This window comes from Butyrivibrio sp. WCE2006 (assembly GCF_000701985.1).
Lineage (GTDB): Bacteria > Bacillota > Clostridia > Lachnospirales > Lachnospiraceae > Butyrivibrio.
The window spans coordinates 55,108-74,325 of record NZ_JNKH01000012.1 but is presented as its reverse complement, the minus strand read 5'-3'; the positions used below and the strand labels follow the sequence as shown (position 1 = coordinate 74,325).

Annotated in this window: 13 protein-coding genes; 2 read left to right on the top strand and 11 right to left on the bottom strand. The window is 40.2% G+C overall.

Annotated elements, in window-relative coordinates; all coding sequences use genetic code 11:
- Positions 1-6: 6 nt before the first annotated feature.
- From era to T501_RS09865, 5 genes are all read right to left on the bottom strand, one after another.
- Positions 7-1,080 carry a GTPase Era gene (gene era / locus T501_RS22130; RefSeq protein ID WP_442856364.1) on the bottom strand — a complete coding sequence of 358 codons (1,074 nt, stop codon included), beginning with the start codon at positions 1,078-1,080 and terminating at the stop codon, positions 7-9.
- The gene (locus T501_RS09880; protein WP_044914604.1) at positions 1,073-4,018 is read right to left on the bottom strand and encodes an insulinase family protein; all 2,946 of its coding nucleotides are present in this window, start codon (positions 4,016-4,018) and stop codon (positions 1,073-1,075) included. The genes era and T501_RS09880 overlap by 8 nt, the downstream gene beginning before the upstream one ends.
- Positions 4,019-4,149: 131 nt before the next feature.
- A complete protein-coding gene (locus tag T501_RS09875) occupies positions 4,150-6,165 on the bottom strand; it encodes a hypothetical protein (RefSeq protein ID WP_044914603.1) in 2,016 nt (671 codons plus the stop codon).
- 83 nt (positions 6,166-6,248) lie between these two features.
- Positions 6,249-6,989 carry a YebC/PmpR family DNA-binding transcriptional regulator gene (locus T501_RS09870; protein WP_026510344.1) on the bottom strand — a complete coding sequence of 247 codons (741 nt, stop codon included), beginning with the start codon at positions 6,987-6,989 and terminating at the stop codon, positions 6,249-6,251.
- Between the two features lie 19 nt (positions 6,990-7,008).
- Entirely contained in the window at positions 7,009-8,424 is a 1,416-nt protein-coding gene (locus tag T501_RS09865) for a hemolysin family protein (RefSeq protein ID WP_044914602.1), read from the bottom strand.
- 358 nt (positions 8,425-8,782) lie between these two features.
- On the opposite strand from T501_RS09865, the gene T501_RS09860 reads away from it, so the two are divergent.
- Positions 8,783-9,682, top strand: a complete 900-nt coding sequence (locus T501_RS09860; RefSeq protein WP_155994832.1) for a hypothetical protein — start codon at positions 8,783-8,785, stop codon at positions 9,680-9,682.
- Between the two features lie 75 nt (positions 9,683-9,757).
- Here T501_RS09860 and alr read toward each other — a convergent pair whose 3' ends face one another.
- From alr to T501_RS09840, 4 genes are read right to left on the bottom strand one after another with little or no spacing between them, the layout of a single operon-like run.
- Positions 9,758-10,963, bottom strand: coding sequence for an alanine racemase (gene alr, locus T501_RS09855; RefSeq protein ID WP_044914598.1), 1,206 nt, complete (start codon positions 10,961-10,963; stop codon positions 9,758-9,760).
- Positions 10,963-12,624 (bottom strand): NAD(P)H-hydrate dehydratase, encoded by a 1,662-nt coding sequence (locus T501_RS09850; RefSeq protein WP_081843110.1) that lies wholly within the window; start codon positions 12,622-12,624, stop codon positions 10,963-10,965. Before T501_RS09850 ends, alr begins: the two co-directional genes overlap by 1 nt.
- A complete protein-coding gene (locus tag T501_RS09845; protein ID WP_044914596.1) occupies positions 12,596-13,285 on the bottom strand; it encodes a coiled-coil domain-containing protein in 690 nt (229 codons plus the stop codon). Before T501_RS09845 ends, T501_RS09850 begins: the two co-directional genes overlap by 29 nt.
- Before the next feature lie 26 nt (positions 13,286-13,311).
- Entirely contained in the window at positions 13,312-13,956 is a 645-nt protein-coding gene (locus T501_RS09840; RefSeq protein ID WP_026510339.1) for a redox-sensing transcriptional repressor Rex, read from the bottom strand.
- Between the two features lie 393 nt (positions 13,957-14,349).
- On the opposite strand from T501_RS09840, the gene T501_RS09835 reads away from it, so the two are divergent.
- Complete coding sequence (locus T501_RS09835; protein WP_026510338.1) at positions 14,350-14,685, top strand: hypothetical protein; 336 nt, start codon at positions 14,350-14,352, stop codon at positions 14,683-14,685.
- A 90-nt stretch (positions 14,686-14,775) separates the two neighbouring features.
- Here the strand turns inward: T501_RS09835 and T501_RS09830 are convergent, their stop codons facing one another.
- Both T501_RS09830 and bglX read right to left on the bottom strand, forming a co-directional pair.
- Positions 14,776-16,773 carry an ABC-F family ATP-binding cassette domain-containing protein gene (locus T501_RS09830; protein ID WP_044914595.1) on the bottom strand — a complete coding sequence of 666 codons (1,998 nt, stop codon included), beginning with the start codon at positions 16,771-16,773 and terminating at the stop codon, positions 14,776-14,778.
- A gap of 161 nt (positions 16,774-16,934) precedes the next feature.
- Positions 16,935-19,199: a beta-glucosidase BglX gene (gene bglX, locus T501_RS09825; protein ID WP_044914594.1), complete on the bottom strand. Its 2,265-nt coding sequence runs from the start codon at positions 19,197-19,199 to the stop codon at positions 16,935-16,937.
- Between the last annotated feature and the right edge of the window lie 19 nt (positions 19,200-19,218).

Sequence of the window (19,218 nt, the reverse complement as noted above, 5' to 3'; positions counted from 1 at the left end):
CCTCGATTATTTTGTATTCTTGTAACCAAAATTCTTCATCTGAACCTGGTCGTTTCTCCAGTCCTTTCTGACTTTAACAAAAAGCTGGAGATTAACTTTGCAGCCTACCATATTCTCAATATCAGATCTGGCCTGTGAACCAATCTTTTTAAGCATTGATCCGCCTTTTCCGATAATAATTCCTTTATGTGAATCGCGTTCACAGATGATTGATGCTTCTATATCCATTATTTCAGTTTCCGTAGAAACATCGGCTGCATCCTTCTCACCGCCCTTAAGAGCTGAAAGCATTGCTTCAAGGTCAGGCACTCCACCATTGTCTGTACCGACTACAGCATCATTTTGTTTACCTTTTTTTGGCGGATGAACATGCTTTGACTTTTTCTTCTTAGTCTGCGTTGCCGCTTTTCTTGTTCTCATAGTCTCAACAGTAACTGCGATTCCATGAGGGACCTCATCATTTAAAAGTCTTAATGCTTTTTCTCTTATTATCTCGCCTACGATATCCCTTTCAGTCTGGTCTGTCAGAGTTTCTTCGCTGTAAAACGGATCTCCGTAGGGAAGTCTGTCATATATTCGCTGCATAAGCTCGTCAAGGTTATCGCTCTTAAGAGCTGAAACCGTGACGATGTCAGCATAATCCATTTCTTTTTTATAAGCATCTATAAAGCTTTGAAGATCATCCTTGGAAACTGTATCGATCTTATTTATCACGAGGATAACCTGTTTACCACATTCACGCAGCTGATCTATGATCATATGCTCACCGGCTCCGATAAATGTACTGGGTTCCACAAGCCATAATATAAGATCAACCTCTTCCATTGTTTTGGTTGCGACTTTGACCATATATTCTCCGAGCTTGTTTTTGGATTCATGAATTCCAGGTGTATCCAAAAATACAATCTGCCCTCTGTCATCTGTGTAGACAGTCTGAATCCTGCCGCGTGTAGTCTGTGGTTTGTGCGATGTGATGGCAATCTTCTGACCTATAAGATGATTCATCAATGTGGATTTTCCCACGTTTGGTCTGCCTATAAGAGTCACATAGCCACACTTCATATTTAAATTATTATTCAGATTTTCCTGCATAAATAAGTTGCTCCACTTTTCCGAAAAGATCTTTATTCTGTAAAATCTTATTTCCATCACCAACTACGCAAAGGCAGTCATCTTCCATAAATGCATCAATATATGCTGATAAACCTCTTATCTTCTCTATATCAGTAGCAAGAAGTGCATCTCTGTCCGCCTGAATATCCTTCATATTAGTGTGGCAAAGATAAGCTGTAAGACCATATGCACCCTTTGTAGCCGGAGTCTTAGGTGTATCAAGATCACTGACAGCTCCGATTACAAACTGCGTAACTGTTCTTTCATCAGCTTCAAAATTCTTAAGATAATCCGATGCCTCTTTGAAAACATCAATACTTCTTGAGAGGTGTGGATCTCTGTAGGTTGCAAAATAGGAATCTCCGTTTTTGGAAAAACCGCTCATGCATCCGTAAGCGCCGCCCAGAACACGAATATTTTTCCAAAGGTAATCATAACCAAGCATTACTTTAAGAACTCTAAGAGAGCCGTCATACTTAAGTCCCTTATTAGCAAAATTTCCTGCAAGGCATACATACTGAACCTGACCTGCTGTCTGGAAGCCTTCATTTTGCTTGGAACATTTAATTTCGAATCCCTTTACCTGTATCTCGTCGGTATAAAGCTTATCTGCAAATGCAGTAACCTTATCCTCAAAGCCAACATACTCTTTTTCAGAAGCTGTGTAATCAACAAGAAGATTCTCAGGTCTGAAGATTATCCTGCAAAGTTCCTGCATATTATCAGCAATTTCAAGAGCATATCCCTTATCCTTGGAAAGCTTTTCCTTTACCTCCTCAAGCATTCTGTATCCACCGATTCCGGATACCATGTCTGAGATTTTGGCAGGCTTTGAAACATATGAAAGTGCACGAAGTGCAGCACTATGATGTCCTGCACTTGCAAGATCCGAACGAAGTCTGCTGCAGGTCTCGTCCAATATCTCAAGCATTCTCTTATCATCATCAAACTTTGTCCTGAAGATTATCTCACTCACAAGCTCAAATGCCTTATCAAGCTGCGGATACAACGCTTTAACTGCCACCTCAAATGTAGTAGTAAACTCTGAAACATTCTGAGCATCCGTATATGTACTGATTGAACCTGAAATACCACCTGTCTGAAGATTGATCTCGTTATAAAGGTCGGTATATGAATAGTTCTCGGTATCCATAAGACCAAGTAAAAGCTTCAAAAGCGGTGTGTATGGAAGCAGCCTGTCAGGTACATTCTTAATATCAAAAACAAAGTTGATGTAACCTATTCCATTGGTAAATACATTGTGGAAAAGGATTTTCTGCTTTCCGACAGTTTTCTCTTCATTTATAAACTTATCGGCTTCCTTTTTTATATCGCCTCTTGTAAGAAGCGGAATCTTGGCAAGATCCTCAGGTCTGTCGGGTTCTTCCTGATATGCCTTCAGTTCTTTTGTCTCACGAACGATTTTATCAACTTCCTCGCTGCTTAGCGAATCGCGGTATGCTTTTAATTTATCAGCGAGCTCTCTGTCCTTTTTCTCTGTAAGACCTTTTTCAGGTTCCATTACAAGTACAGTACTGTGATTGTTGTTAAGAAGGTATTTCTCAATCAGTGATTCAAAATAACCTGTCTCAACCTCTTTTTTCAGCTCAGCAAAGGTATTATTAGCCTCAATGTTTATCCATGGCTTTTTCTCATCATAAAGCCAGCTGTCCAAAACCTGAAGGCCATAGAGAAGTCCTTTAGGAAATCTACCAAAATCTGCCTCTCTGTACTTAAACTCGTCTGCATTAAGTCCGGCAAGAAGTGCCTTCTTATCTATTCCGTTCTCTACCTGACTCCTGAGCACTTCTTCTACAGTAGCGATGAACTCGTCCTTCTGCTCCGGATTGGCATTTTTAGCTACGATTGAGAAAACCGGCTGTATTATACCGTTATCGTAATCACTAAATACTTCGCTACCAATTCCCTTGTCGATCAGTGCCTTCTTAATAGGAGCGCCGGGGGCTGAACACAGAGCGTAATCCAAAATATCGAATGCAACATAAAACTTTGGATCAAGACTGCTTCCTACGCTATAGTTGAGTGTCAGATAAGTATTGTCCCTCTCTGACTCCTCATTCAGTATAGGATATTTTCCGGTGTAGCTCTTCCTGCCATCAAAAGACTTCTGCAGTCCTATTGAAGAATCAACCTCAAGATAGTCGTACTTAGACAGATAATTCTCATCTATATACTGCAGTTTCTCAACCATATCCATATTGCCATAAAGATAGATATAGCTGTTTGAAGGATGATAATATTTTCTATGGAAATCAAGATAGTCTTCATATGTCAGATTATAGATTTCATCCGGGTCTCCACCTGATTCGATTCCGTAAGTAGTATCGGGATACAATGATTTTCTTATCTGTCTTGCTACTATTTCGTCTGCGTTAGAGAATGCACCCTTCATCTCATTATATACAACACCATTTATTTTAAGCTCGTCGTCGGCATTTTCCATCTCATAATGCCAGCCTTCCTGCTTAAAGATTTTTTCTGTCTGATATATATTGGGATAAAAAACGGCATCCAGATATACATGCATAAGATTCTGGAAATCTGCATCATTGCAGCTTGCAATGGGATAAACTGTCTTATCCGGATATGTCATTGCATTAAGAAATGTATTAAGTGATCCCTTCACCAGTTCTACAAAAGGATCCTTTATAGGAAATTCCTTTGATCCGCAAAGAACGGTGTGCTCAATAATATGTGCTACACCTGTAGAGTCCTTTGGCGGAGTTCTGAATCCAATATAGAAGACCTTATTGTCATCATCATTTGATAAAAGCGCCAGCTTGGCACCTGTCTTCTTATGTCTGACAATATAACTGTCAGAATTAAGATCTTCTATTCTTCTATGCTCTAATACTTCATAGGTATTAAGCTCTTCAACTCTCATTAACATAACCTCTTTTTTCTACAACTTTCTAAATTCGATGCCTGTCAGCGCATTTATTATTGCCCCACGACATCAATAATTACCTTACGCTAACAGATTATACAATTAAATTGTGAATTTCCAAAGAAATTCTATATATCAAAATCGTCACCAGGTCTGATAACGACATCAAAATCATCTTTATCTGAGGAGTTATTATGTCTTACTCCCTCATTTATCTCAGCTATTACATCATTTATGACATCAGCTATGACTTTATCATTGAGGGTAGACTGATAAGCTCTTTCTCTTAATTCAGCTCTTTCAGCAGCTTTAGACTCAACCTCTTCCTCAACCTTTGGTTCAATCTTTGCCTCATCTTTTGTTTCACCATTATTTTTCGCAGTCCCTACAGATAATATTCCAACGTCTTCCATCTGCGGTCTGTTCAGATTAAAATGCGGCACAAGATTTTCTTCGTCCTCATCACCGGTTGGAAGTACCATACCTTCAGGTACATATCTTGGTGTCCTTGCCTCCTTCTCTACCTCAGAGGAACTGCCTGAATCCTGTATCTTATGCACTTTAGTGTGTTCTGATTCAGGTAAATTCACCACGACATTATCAGCTTCAGGACGATCTGATTCAAATTTATTCACCTCGGTATTATCAACTTCAGTGCGTTCTGATTCAGATTTATTCGCCTCGATATTCCTATCTTCAGCACGCTCTGATTCAGATTTATTCGCCTCGGCATTAAAAGCTTCAGTCTGTTCTGTTTCAATTTCTTTTATCTTATTTTCTTCGGAAGCATTTCGTTCAGAATTATTCAATTCAGCTTCCGGAGCGCCTTCTTCAGATTCTTCGTCTTCCTCATCCTCTTCATCATCTTCTTCGATTTCAGGCTCTTCCTTTATATCTTCGACAATATCATTATATGCCGCACAGGATACGCCGCAGCTTATGAGCACAACGATTGAAGAAATGATAAATACTTCACTATTAGTAAGGGTATCTCCAAGAAATACAGACATCACTATTCCAAGTACTGAAAACGCCAGCCAGGGAACTATTTTCTCACATCTGTCTCTTAGAATTGTCAAGGCAGCAGGAATAAGTGCAGCTGCAAGAAGTCCCAACGCAAAATATGTATTGGGAGTAGAATCATCAATCATTTTAAGCCATGAATTTTCGTTGTAACCGTAAAATCTCCATGTCCAAAGATAATATGTGTTAGGAACACTATCCATTCCGCCTTCAAATACAAGCATGCCTATAAATGCTGCAACACCTGAAAGAAGAAGCAGAATCTCATTAATACATACATTTATGGTCTCGCATTCCATATCAGCCAGCATCCATGCAGCTATCAGGAATACTATTATGGCAGCACTTCCGGCTTCAAGATAAATCATTGTCCCTATTATTGCGCCGAGAACAATACTGAATATCTTATAAAACCATCTATTACCTGCGCTCTTCTCAAAGCCTACAACATACATAACCACAAGCATCAGTTCAAACCATACTGCTGTGAAAAGGAGCTGCTTTGAATCAACTACACGAAGAGAATATCCAAAAGCCGGAATGGCAAAGAAAGCTGTTCCTGCCGCAATTCCTGCAACCATTCCAAGACTTATCCTGATGGCGATATATGCAAAAACCACCATCATAATTCTCAACATCATATTTAAAGCAAATACCGCAGAAAGTGTATTACCCAAAAAACTCATAACGATTCTGAGAAGTCCTACATAAATCACATCTGCAATGCCATTAAGCTCAACTGTAGTGCCACTTACAGATAAAAGAGCGCTGTCATAAAGCGTAATATTACCTGTATATTCTTTTATAAGCGCAGCTGTATGACTATAAGCAAATATTCCGATAAGAATTAGTGAGATAACCACAAGGATCTCAAGCCATATAGGCTTTGAAAATGAATTGACACTTTCAATATCATTTACCCTGTCACCTATCTGACCCAGAATAAAAGACACAATAAAAGCCAGCACGGCAGCTGCTGCTACAGTTCCTCCGGCAACCAGAAACCTGTCATAAGCAGGAAAAAGCCCCGAAACAAAGCCGGTAACTCCTATGGCAAAAATCATTCCCAATAAATAAATTACCCCGACACAAACTCCGATCCATGTCTTTTTTAGCTTCATCTCAAGGCCTCCCCAAACCCGCGATTATTGAATTTTATCAATAACCGTATTAGATAAATTTACTTCATGCAGTTTCTTTATTATTATTCTGCTGAGCTGTCATCCCAGTTGTGATAAACAGCCTGAACATCATCATCCTCATCAAGGATATCAAGGATTCTCTGAATACGTTTTACATTTTCTTCATCAGTAACTTCAACATAGTTCTGAGGGATCATAGTGATCTCAGCTGATGCTGTAGCAATTTTCTCATTATCAAGTGCCTCAACAACACCCTGGAAAGCATCAGGAGTTGTAAGAATCTCATAGCTGTCATCCTCTTCATTAAAGTCATCAGCACCTGCATCAAGAACAAGCATCATAAGGTCATCAGAACCCATTGAGCACTCTTCCTTATCGATAAGAATCTGACCCTTTCTGTCAAACATATAAGATACACAGCCCTGTGTACCGATATTACCGTTACCCTTTGAAAATGCTGCTCTTACATTTGCTGCTGTACGGTTAGCATTATCCGTAAGTGTATCAACGATAATAGCTGTGCCGCCCGGGCCATATCCTTCGTATGTAAGATTCTGATAATCAACACTTCCATCTGCTCCGGCAGCCTTCTTAATACCACGCTCGATAGTATCGTTAGGCATATTGTTAGCCTTAGCTTTTGCTATAACCTGAGCAAGCTTGAAGTTATTTGAAGGATCCGGACCACCCTCTTTAACAGCTACGGCAATCTCACGTCCGATAACAGTAAAGATCTTACCCTTTGCAGCGTCGTTCTTCTCCTTCTTATGTTTAATGTTAGCAAATTTTGAATGTCCTGACATTGTATCCTCCTAAAAAATATTAATTTTCTTTATTTTCCTGATCGTCTCCGGTATTTTCAATCTCATCTTCTGTTATTCTCTTTACCAGAACGCTTTGGATCATGTGGTTTTCTACTGAGAGAATCTTGAAGGAATATCCTCCGATCTTAGCAGTAAAGTCTTCTCCCTCCTTGGGGATTCTGTCTAGCTTGGAAATCAACAGACCATTGATCGTTTCGAAATTGGCATCATCAAATTCAATGCCAAACCTGTCCTCTAAATCCTCAAGTGGTGTCTTCCCCTCTATTATGAACTCATCTTCATTAGATGTGGCCTCTATGTATTCCTCATCCTTATCATATTCATCCATGATATTTCCAAATATCTCTTCGATGATATCCTCCATTGAAACAAGTCCGGCAGTCTGTCCGTACTCATCAATGACAATAACCATCTGGGTCTTGGATTTTTGCATATCATGAAAAAGGCTGTCAATATTTCTCGTCTCGGGCACATTTCTGGGAGATCTCAAAAGACCTCTTGTTTTTCTTAAAGGTGTGTCGTCATCTGTATGCTCAGAAAGCTTTTTCATGGCATCTCTTATGTGAAGGATTCCAATTATATGATCAATATTATCAAGGTATACCGGAAACCGGCTGTTGTTCATATTGAGCATAAAATCCACGGCTTCCTTCAAGGTAGTATTGCCGTCAATACACACCATGGCTTTTCTGTTTGTCATAATATCCTGAGCCTGCTTATCTGAAAACTCAAAGATATTCGAAATCATATCAGCCTCAGAATCCTGCAGAACACCCTGCTCCTGACCCTCTGAAAGCATGGACTTGATTTCTTCCTCAGTGACATCATTATCATCAGCATCCCAGTGAAATCCAAAAATTCTCAAGATCCCCATGGCTGTAAGCCTGATAAGACCTGTGAATGGACTGAAAATTTTAATTATAAGCGTAATTGCTCCCACTCCGAAATATGCCCATTTCTCAGGATATCTGGTACCGAGCTTCCTCGGAATAAGAACTCCGATCGTAAGAACGACATACATCAATATAAGAACCGCAACTACATATGAGAGTATCTGTGATAACGAAGTATTACCTAAAAGACCGCCTATCAGACCATAAGTGAGACTGCTCAAAACTCTGATATAGATCACACCCAGAATCATATTGATAAGAAGTGTCAGCAACTGAATTGTGTTGATATATTTTCCCGGAAACTCCATGATCTTCTCAAGCTTCCTTGCTGATTTCTTCTCTCTTATAAGAAGTGGATTCTGTGAAGGCTGACTGTCGTCGTCCTTATCCCCTCCTGCTTTTAAATCATCCGGTTTAAGATTCTCAATAGCTGCTCCAAATCCATGCAGAAGCATATCTACAAGAATCATAATGATAAATATCAGAATAAAGGCAGTGGCATTAGGCCCACCATCGTCCATCTATATTCATCTCCTTTGCTATCAAAATCGCAAAATGCGTCAAGATAGAATATAGCATTTTGCATGGATACAGTCAAGAAAACGCCTTATTCTTTAAATACTTGTCATCGTTTTTTCGTTAAGCTAAAATATAAGAATGATTTCAATCTTTTTTGAATTCCTCACAAGAGGATTAATTTGGATATTAAAAAGCATATTCGATATGATATCGTTTTTCATGCGCCAGCTTTTCAGGCTGCTGCGCTTATTTCTTGTACTCCTTCCCGTGACTGGCATTGTTTACAGCGCATTTTACTTTATTCTCGTTGTAGAAATACTCGCAGGGGAAGATATATTTTCCGCGTTTTTACCTATACATGTGGACGCTCTGGGAGTTAAAGAACTTATCCTTGATACATTAAAAGGATATCTTCATCTCCTGTCTGCGTATAGCGGTACTTTGATGTACTTTTTACTTCTTCTGATTTTGCTTATTCTTTTCCTTCCTTTATCACTTACATTTATTGCCATAGGCACCTTTGTATTTTCCGGAAAGTTTTTGCTAATAGCAATACTTGCTGATGCAGTTATCTATGTTCTCAAATGTCTGTTTACCGGAAAATCGTTATTTCAGGTAATAAAAAAGCGGTATCAGAAGCTATTCCCCAAGTCAGGAAAACGAATTGCCGAGCGCAGTTATGACAGATGGCTTTCACGACACAGCGAAGAATTTGATGATGCTGCATATCAAAAATCCTACAGAAAAAGTCCTCTTGAAGAGTTTTATGAAGATTATGAAGGCTCAGAATCCTATGAATACGATGATGCTTTATATGATGAGGATTATGATGACAGCGAATATTCTGAAGATGATTACGATGAAGAAGATGATTACGAAGATAATTATTATGATTACCGCAAATCCTTCAGGCCGCGTTATTACAAAAAAGCGAATCTAAGGCAAAAATCCTCGAGACGAAATTATATCGATGAATTTGAAGATAATGAAGATTCTGATGATTATGAGGATCTTCGAATTGAGGACAAGCGCAATAACAGAAATGCCAGATCAGATAGACAAAAAAATAAAGACACACAGCAGAAAAGCAATCCTAATCAGTCCTTTAATTTTTTTGCAGGCTGCAACTCCCTTGAGTCTGCAAACAGAAAATACAAATCTTTGGTAAAGCTCTATCACCCTGACAACATGGACGGTGATACCTCAGCGCTTCAGGAAATAAATATTCAATACAGTGCAATAAAAAAACGGCTAAGCTGACAAAAATCAGTTTAGCCGTTTTAATCTATACACTGTGTATTTAACAATTTTACGAAGCTTTATTGAGAAAATCAATTATACCTCAAAATCTCTGAGAATTTTCCCATCCTTCACATATAATCTGGGCACTCTGTGATTAAGATTACAGGTGAGTTCGTAGTTAAATCTGCCGCTAAGATCGCCCAATTCCTCGGCAGTTATAACTTCAGCATTATTATCGCCATAATTCGTTCCTGATTTTCCTATAAGTATAACCTCATCCCCTTCCTTGGCGTTGGGGATTGAAGTAACATCCACCATGAACTGATCCATGCATACACGTCCGAGAATTCTTGCCTTCTCGCCGTGAATCAGAACATATCCCCTTCCCCCTGAAAGGCTTCTGGGATAACCATCACCATATCCAACGGGTATAGTAGCAACCCTCATACGTCTATCCGAAACGAAAGTGCCACCATAGCTGACAGGTGTGTTCTCCGGTATATCCTTAATAAAAGATATGTGACTGTAAAGAGAAAGCGCCGGCTTAATCTCTATCTTATCCCTGCTGACTTCCTCAGAGGGCCACATTCCATACATTGTGACTCCGCATCTTACCATATCCATATGTGCCTGTGGCATATCTATGATACTGGCACTGTTGGAACAATGGACAATAGGAATCTTGTAATCATTATCTGCTTCTACTTTAGTAACGAAGTCGCTAAACTCTTTAAATCTTGCATGGGCATCTGAAAGATCAGCCTCATCTGCTCTGGCAAAATGTGTAAATATTCCTTCAAGCTCTAATCCTTCAGTCTGAAGAACTGTTTTTATAAAATTCTCTCCGTTTGCATCCGGTCTGACACCGATTCTGCTCATTCCACAGTCCACAGCAACATGCACGTGGAATGTCTCGTTTCCTCCCTGCGCTCTTCTCTTTTTCACTCTTTCCGCAAGGTGATTTATCATGTCATATCTGAAAACAGAAGGCCTTATATTCTCTCTTAGCATTCTTTCGTAAGCATAAGGAAATGTGTATCCCAAAACCAGGATTGGTTTGCTTACACCGGCTTCTCTTAGTTCAAAAGCCTCTTCTGCAGTTGCAGTAGCAAATCCCCAGATATAAGCGTCCTTTTGAAGCATTCTAGCTATAGGAACCGCACCATAGCCATATCCGTCAGTTTTTACAACCGCCAACATTTTTGTGTTTCTGGGAAGCGAATTATACATGTTCTCTACATTTTGAGAAATCGCATCCAAATCTACCTTTGCATATACTCTTGAAAATTCATCCAGCATTACTGATTTGCCTCTTTTTTAAATATTTCTTGTCCGGAAAAAATATCTCTAAGACTTCCGGAAATGTCTCTTGCAGTCATCCCCTGCCTTCCGTTTCTGATAGCAGCCATGTCTCCTGCAATTCCATGCAAATACGCCCCTGCAACAGCCCCCTCCAGAGTTCCTGAAAAACCGGAAATAACCAGCGCACCAAGAAGCCCTGCAAGTACATCTCCACTTCCTGCAGTAGCCATTCCATCATTCCCGCTAAGATTAATAAAAAATCTTTCTCCATCGGTAATGACACTTCGTGCATCCTTACATATAATACTCGCATGAAATTCTTTTGCAAGTCTTACGCTTTCTTCTATAACGCAGGGCCTGCAATCATGTATGTTTTTACCAACAAGTCTTGAAAACTCAGCAAGGTGCGGAGTAAGTATTTTGTCCGCACTGTATTCTGATAAAAGTTTTCTGATTCCGCTATCCTCAGAAATAATATTCAGGGCATCAGCATCTAAAACCAATGGCAGCTTTGCATTTTCAAGAATGAACCTTAATATTTCTTTTCCGGCTTTTCCTTTACCGATACCTGGTCCGCAGACAATTGCACCAGCCCAGTCTATGGCCTTTATTAGAGTATCCTTTACTCTTTCAATATCAAGTTCATTCTCACTCTCAAAATCCTTTTCGGAATAAATATCAGTCATAGCTTCAGGAAGAAGCGTCTGTACGGCTGATAAATTAGTTTCTTCCGTAAACACACGTACCATTCCGGCACCGCTGCGCAAACAGCTCTCTGCAGCCATTATGCAGGCTCCGCTAATCCTCTTACTTCCGGCTGCTACCAGAACTTTTCCAAAGGAGCCTTTGTTCCCTGCAGGATTCCTCTTAGGAAGAATAAGCTTTGCTATCTGCGAGATATCGGGAATATCAACATATTTAAATCGTGGGAAGTCATTAAGAAAGCCATCCTCCGTGATTCCGACGTTGACGATATGGATTTCCCCGGCATGAGCTGCACCGGGATAAAAAGCCATACCCAGTTTCAGAAAACTGAATGTCACAGTCTCATCAGCCTGGATTGCTTCTCCCTGGACATGCCCTGTATCAGAATTTATTCCGGTGGGAATATCCGCCGATATCACGTGAGGGGCTTTTTCATCAAAATCCTCCCTGGCATAATTAATCTCACATACAGCAGATCTGTAATCTCCTTCTAAATCCCTTGAACATCCGATTCCGAGCATGGCGTCAACTATAACAGCACTATTCTTGATCTCAGAATTAATCCCTGCTATATCAAAATCGGAGACATCCACACCATAGGTCAGGGCTATTTTTAGTTGCTGTTCGCAGGCTTTTGTCCTTTTGGAACTTTTCTCATTGAGCTTATGATTTACCAGAATGATCTTTACCGGAATGTTATCCTGCTGCAAAATCCTGGCAGCAGCAATGCCGTCCCCACCGTTATTCCCACTGCCTGCAAAAATCAACACTCTTCCGCCTTGTGGGAGTGCGCGTTTTACATATTTGCATATAGAAAGTGCCGCCCTCTCCATCAGAACATCCTGCGGAATACCAAAGTGTTCAATCGTAGCATTGTCACATCTTTTCATTTCGGCGGCACTTACAACATATTTTGAATTTCGATCAATTATCGGTAAATTTATCATCGTCATATATTATCCCATCACGTTCCTTCATTCCCGGCTTAAGCATAGGATGCCGTCTCTCAGGATCATATTTCAGATCAAAGAGGTCTATAACCTCCGGTCCGAAGATATTGTGCATGTACGAATAAACACTGAAATTCTCGATTTCCTTTTCCTGCATTCTAATAACATTCTTTTTAAGTTGAACCCTGACTTGAGAGATCCAATCATCGATGGCAGTAATCTCGATTGTGTTGTCATGGATCCTCTTATAAAAAAGATCCATGGTCTCTACCATAAGGTCATAGTTTTTCTGATAGATTTCCCTGGGAAGCCCAAGCATCTCATCCTCGCACTCCTCAATTTTTTCATTACATTCATTGATAAGACGCTTATGGTCATCAATCTCAGCCTCAATCTTTTTTAGCTGTTTGGGATTTTTATCGGCATCATCCCTCAAAACGACAATTTCACCTAAAAGTTTTTTCTTAAGGCGCTTTACATCCTTAATTTTTTCTCTGGTCTTTTCCTGTTTAGCCACAAGCTTAATAAGCTCAGCTTCAATACCCTTTATCTTAGCGGTTTTCGGGCTTAATGCAAAAAGCTGTTGCCATTTTTCATCCTCGAAAAGAATAGGAACATCCTTCCCAACGAGGGCATCAGAATAGTTTTTGTCGTCTTTTGACATAGCATGTCCTCACGTTTTAACAACACTTACCGTTTGTGGGAATTCTCATATCTGTCTATACTATAGGACAACTTCATAAGTGAATCCGACAAATGAACATTTTCCACCTGAACATAAGGCGGAAGCTCTAAGTCAACATGAGCAAAATTCCATATAGCTTTTATTCCGCACTTAACAAGCTTGTCAGCCATCGGCACAGCCTGATCCTTAGGAATAGTCAGCACTGCAATCTCAATCTTGTTCGTTCTTACAAAGTCCTCAATCTCCTCAACAGGGCGGATCTCGATGTCACGTATCTTCTTCCCATGAAGCTCGGGATTAAGATCAAACGCACCTTTAAAAATAAATCCTCTGTTGAAAAAATTGTTGTAGCCTGAAAGTGCCTGACCTAAATGTCCGGCACCAATGATAATCAACGTATGTTCTCTTCCAAGTCCTAAAATCTTACCAATCTCCACATAGAGATATTCCACATTATATCCATAACCCTGCTGGCCAAAGCCCCCAAAGTTATTAAAATCCTGTCTGATCTGCGAAGCTGTCACCTTCATGATATCGCTTAATTCCTGGGATGAAATACGTGTAATTCCCTGATCCTTAAGTTCTCCAAGATATCTGAAATACCTTGGGAGTCTGCTTATAACAGCCTGAGAAATTTCTTTTCTCGCCATGATTCCTCCATATTCTGTTCTCCGAATTGTTTGTAATTTCATAATGATTGCATGGAAAATCAGATTAATTCTTGCATGATAAGTATCTTAACCATTGCATCATATATATATATAGCTCTGAAAATTCGGATATTATAATTATACTATCTGTTAAAATTTAGTCAATGTAAGAAATTGCATACGCAATAAGATTTAATTTTTATTTTAGATGATTGAAAATAACTTTCATCTCAGATGTATACTGGTAAAACTAACTTTCATAAAACGCCACATTTCGCTTTTCTTTAATAAGGATTTTATAGATTCTTTCGAATTAAACGCTATAATGAACCTAGCTTCTTATGGCGTTTTTTAAAGTTCCTTGTGTAAAGCAAATTAACAGAGGTAATAGGAATGGGAATGTCAATTGGCGGATTAGGCGGATACAATGTATACCAGGCACAGCCTATGAATATGGCCATCTCAAATAAGGCACCTGTTTCAGATGTCTACGACAAACATAAGGCTGTGGGCGATATCGCCACCGTGCCTCCTGTGGTCTATCCAAATGCCCAGGAAGTAAAGGTTGGTGAAATTGCAAGCTCCGACGGAAAAGAAGAAGCAATGAAGGTTAATAAACAATTTAACCAGATAGCTTCAAAATTTGGCAACACTACTGTTGGCTATGGACGTGACATGGCAGGTTATGCCTATGCTCAAGCCGGTAGCTCATTTGATGCTTTTGCTTGAAAATTACTAATTTAATAATTTAGCTTATATAAGTAATACATCAGAAGAGTAATACCCCGTGCACACTGCACGGGGTATTTTCAATTATTTTTATTCGCTGAGCTTGGCCCACTCATCATAAAGCGTATTGAGCCTTTCCTCATGGGCTGAAAGCTCATCAGAAAGCTTACGGACTTTTGCAAGGTCTGTTGCTACAGCCGTATCCAAAAGCTCTTCATTTATCTTTTCGTTTCTCTCTTCAAGCTTTGCTATTTCTTCTTCGCATTTTTTTAAGGCAGCTTCAAGCTTACGTTTCTTTGCAGCTTCTTCCTTTTGTGCCTTCCAGTCAGCCGCTCCCTTGCTGTTATCTGCCTGGCTCTGGGAGGCGGAACTTCCGGCGAGTTTTCCAAAGGATGTGCCTGCTGCAGCTGCCGAGGAATCCATTCCAATGCCTTTCTTTGCCACAACAGTATCACGGTTTTCTGAAAGAACTCTCTCTGTCTGCTCATCACAGTGAGCCAAATAATAATCGTAATTACCTATATAATTGATCATTTTGCCGTGAGTAAGATCAAGAATTCTGGTGGCAGTTTTATTTATAAAATAACGGTCATGACTTACATAAAGTACAGTTCCCTCATAACCGCTGATGGCATCCTCAAGTATCTCTTTACTTGTGATATCAAGGTGGTTTGTAGGCTCATCCAGGATAAGGAAATTGGCATCGGAAAGCATAAGCTTTGCAAGTGAAACTCTTCCCTTCTCACCACCTGAGAGATCACCGATTCTCTTAAATACATCATCACCTGTAAACAGAAATGCTGCCAGAGTATTTCTGATCTCAGTATTATTCATGTTTGGATATGCGTCTGACAACTCTTCAAACAGAGTCTTCTCATCATGCAATACCTGATGTTCCTGATCGTAATAACCTATGTGAACCTTAACACCAAGGATGATCTCACCGGCATCAAGAGATTCCATGCCGTTTATTATTTTAAGCATGGTGGTCTTACCAGTTCCGTTATCTCCTATTATGGCAACCTTCTCACCACGTTTGATATCGAAGCTGATATTCTCAAAAAGCTTCTCATTACCAAACGCTTTGGCTATGGAATCAACATGCATAACATCATTGCCGCTGACACATGAAGGTGTCAGAGTAATTCTCATATCGTCCCTGATTTCAGAAGGCTTTTCAAGGCGCTCTATCTTATCGAGCATTTTCTCGCGGCTCTCCGCTCTCTTAATGCTCTTTTCCCTGTTAAACTGTTTGAGCTTATCAATAACCTCTTCCTGATGCTTGATCTCAGCCTGCTGGTTCAAATAAGCCTTCAGCTTCGCAGCCCTTATCTGTTCACGCTTTTTGGCATAATCAGTATAATTCCCAAGATAAACCTCTGCGCTGGTTTGATCTATCTCAATCACTTTCTGAGCAATCCTGTCAAGGAAATATCTGTCATGGGAAACTATAAGAACGGCTCCCTTATAATTCATTAAATAGCCTTCAAGCCATTTTATTGAATTCATGTCAAGATGGTTTGTGGGCTCATCAAGAATGATCAGATCAGGACTTTTCAGCAAGAGCTTACCAAGTGCTACTCTGGTCTTCTGCCCGCCTGAAAGTGTGGAAATTCTCTTATCAAACTCTTCTTCCGTGAAGCCCAGGCCCTTTGCTACTCCGATAACCTCGCTCTCCCAGGCATAACCATTTTTCAGCTGAAAATCATGGCTCATCTGAGCATAGCGCTCCATCAACCTGTCAAGATCATCTCCCCTCAGGACATCCATCTGCTGTTCAGCCTTGCGAATCTCTTTTTCAAGATCTATAACATCCCGTTTCATTTCGCGCAGCTCTTCATATATACTGTGCGCACTATCGATATTCTGACTCTGCGCAAGGTATCCAACAGTTGTATCCTTGGAAAGAGTAACCGTTCCGGTGTCCGGCGTCAGTTCTCCAATAAGCATTCTTATAAGTGTGGTCTTCCCGGCACCATTGATTCCGACAATAGCAGCCTTCTCATTATCTTCAATATGAAAAGAAACACCTTTTAATACATCTTTTCCGTCAAATGACTTTGAAAGATCATGACAATTTAAAATCATTACAATGCTCCATTAATATAAAAGTGTGCCCGCATACAATCATCGGGCACACATTAGATTATCACGAATAAATATATTGAGCAAATATTAAACAATATTTCAGTGCTCATCACCAAAACAAAATCAAAATCCATTCCAAATTAAAGGATTTTTTTCCTCTGTTATTCAAGAACAAATTCTGCTTCGTTTTCAGTCGCTGAATCCACTCCAATATATACTTTAAATTTGCCGCATTCACTGTCTGTCTTATTCTCAATGGTCCAGAATCTGAGCATTTCCTCACAGATTTCAAAGCAAACCTGTTTTTCCTCACCGGGAAGAAGTCTTACTTTCTTGAATCCCTTGAGTTCCATGACAGGACGAACTCTGCTTCCGGCAAGATCTCTTATGTACAGCTGCATAGTCTGAGTTGCAGGCACAAGACCTGTATTGGCAATCCTTACTGATGCGATGATCTTATCCTTTTCATTTACCCCTGAGTTCTTCTTAAGTGTGGTCTTATCAAGCTCTACGTCTGATATTTCAAACTCTGCGTATGTAAGTCCATATCCAAAGGGATATCTTGCCTCATTGGGGCAATCAAGATATCTGGTTGTAAAGTTTGAAGGTCCCTCTTCAGGCTTGGGTCTTCCTGTAACAAATGAGTTGTAGTATATAGGCTCCTGTCCAACGCTCCAGGGGAAGCTCATAGGAAGCTTGCCTGAAGGTGAAAACTTTCCTGAAAGTACATCCCATATTCCGTGTCCGCCTTCTGTGCCCGGTCTCCAGCAGATCATGGTAGCATCAGATAAATCCGGAATATGCTCAAGATCAAGAGGTCTTCCTGTAAATACCAGAGTTACCAGCTTCTTCGCATTTTTTCTGATTCCATAGAAAAGCTCCATCTGGATGTCAGGAAGCAGTATTTCTGCGCGGCTTGTGGATTCACCTGACTGTCCGAAATCTTCACCCAGGCAAAGAATAACAGTATCAGCCCACTGTGCAACCTCCATGGCTTCATTGTAAAGTCTCTCGTTCTCTTCCTCAAAATTATCATTATGATAGGTATTTACACCCAAAACAGTATCGTTATCCAAAAGGGTACTTCCTTTTGCAACCCTTACTACAGTCTTTTGACCATCTGCAATGTCCTTATCCTGATTCAATCCAAGATAAAGTCTTACATTTTCATCTTCTCCTGCAGCCTCCATGAGGGTTACATTTTTCTCAGGGTCAGTTGCCAAAGCCCAGGAGCTCTGCAAATTCTTCTCAACTGCATAAGGACCTATAAGAGCTACCTTCTTTTCCTTAATAGGAAGTGCTTCCTCCCTGTTCTCAAGAAGTACCAGGGATTTTCTTACAGCATCCCTTGCAATCTCTCTGCTTTCTGCAGAATATGCGATCTCATCATGCTTTTCCTTTGATGCACCGTGATATGGATCTTCAAAAAGTCCAAGATCATTTTTAAGATCAAGAACTCTGAGAACAGCTTCATCCAAAAGCTTCACATCAATATCACCCTTTGCTATCAGCTCTTCAAGATTAGCGCCATAACTTTCGGTACACATATCGATGTCCACGCCTGCCTCCATGGCGAGCTTTGCAGCCTCTTTCAGATCCTCTGCGATACCCCATGAAGTCATCTCACTGATAGCGCCCCAGTCAGAAATAAGAACACCGTCAAAGCCCATCTCCTTGCGTAAAATATCGCGCATAAGCCACTTATTTCCTGATGAAGGAATTCCATTTAATGTATTAAAGGATGTCATCACCAGTCTTGCACCGGCATCAATAGCCTTGTTGTATCCTTTGAGATACTGATCTCTTAATGCATACTCTGATAATTCGCAGTTATTGTAGTCACGTCCTGCTTCAGCTGCACCATAGGCTGCAAAATGCTTTACACAGGCTGCTACATGGTCCTTATCAGCAATAGAATCTCCCTGATAGCCCTTTACCATAGCAGAAGCCATTTCTCCATTAAGATAAGCATCTTCACCGGTTGATTCGACAACTCTGCCCCATCTTGCATCTCTTACAAGATCAACCATGGGTGAAAAGGTTACATGTATTCCGTCAGCTGCTGCTTCTTTTGCCTGTACCTCTGCTCCCTTTCTTGAAACCTCGGGTTCAAAGGTTGCACCCTGAGCAAGCGGGCAGGGAAAAACAGTGTCATGTCCGTGAATTACATCAAGCATAAACAGCATAGGAATATGATGCGGATGATTTTTTATATATTCATCCTGTATTGCCTTTACCTTATCTGCTCCATAAACACCAAGAGTACTGCCTGCAAGTCTGGTTGCCTTCTCTGTAGCCGGATTATCAGCTATACCTGTTACAGCTGCATTCTTTTCAAAGGTCCAGCCCGGAACCTGCACCAACTGCATGATTTTTTCTTCAAGTGACATGTCTTTAAGTAATGCTTCTAAGTTTTCTCGTGTCATATTTAACTCCTCATAACTT

Coding starts and splice junctions, on each gene's coding strand:
- T501_RS09835 (WP_026510338.1), top strand. CDS start 14,350: ATGGGAATGTCAATTGGCGGATTAGGCGGATACAATGTATACCAGGCA.
- T501_RS09850 (WP_081843110.1), bottom strand. CDS start 12,624: ATGACGATGATAAATTTACCGATAATTGATCGAAATTCAAAATATGTT.
- T501_RS09865 (WP_044914602.1), bottom strand. CDS start 8,424: ATGGACGATGGTGGGCCTAATGCCACTGCCTTTATTCTGATATTTATC.
- T501_RS09840 (WP_026510339.1), bottom strand. CDS start 13,956: ATGGCGAGAAAAGAAATTTCTCAGGCTGTTATAAGCAGACTCCCAAGG.
- bglX (WP_044914594.1), bottom strand. CDS start 19,199: ATGACACGAGAAAACTTAGAAGCATTACTTAAAGACATGTCACTTGAA.
- T501_RS09830 (WP_044914595.1), bottom strand. CDS start 16,773: ATGATTTTAAATTGTCATGATCTTTCAAAGTCATTTGACGGAAAAGAT.
- T501_RS09880 (WP_044914604.1), bottom strand. CDS start 4,018: ATGAGAGTTGAAGAGCTTAATACCTATGAAGTATTAGAGCATAGAAGA.
- T501_RS09875 (WP_044914603.1), bottom strand. CDS start 6,165: ATGAAGCTAAAAAAGACATGGATCGGAGTTTGTGTCGGGGTAATTTAT.
- T501_RS09870 (WP_026510344.1), bottom strand. CDS start 6,989: ATGTCAGGACATTCAAAATTTGCTAACATTAAACATAAGAAGGAGAAG.
- T501_RS09845 (WP_044914596.1), bottom strand. CDS start 13,285: ATGTCAAAAGACGACAAAAACTATTCTGATGCCCTCGTTGGGAAGGAT.
- alr (WP_044914598.1), bottom strand. CDS start 10,963: ATGCTGGATGAATTTTCAAGAGTATATGCAAAGGTAGATTTGGATGCG.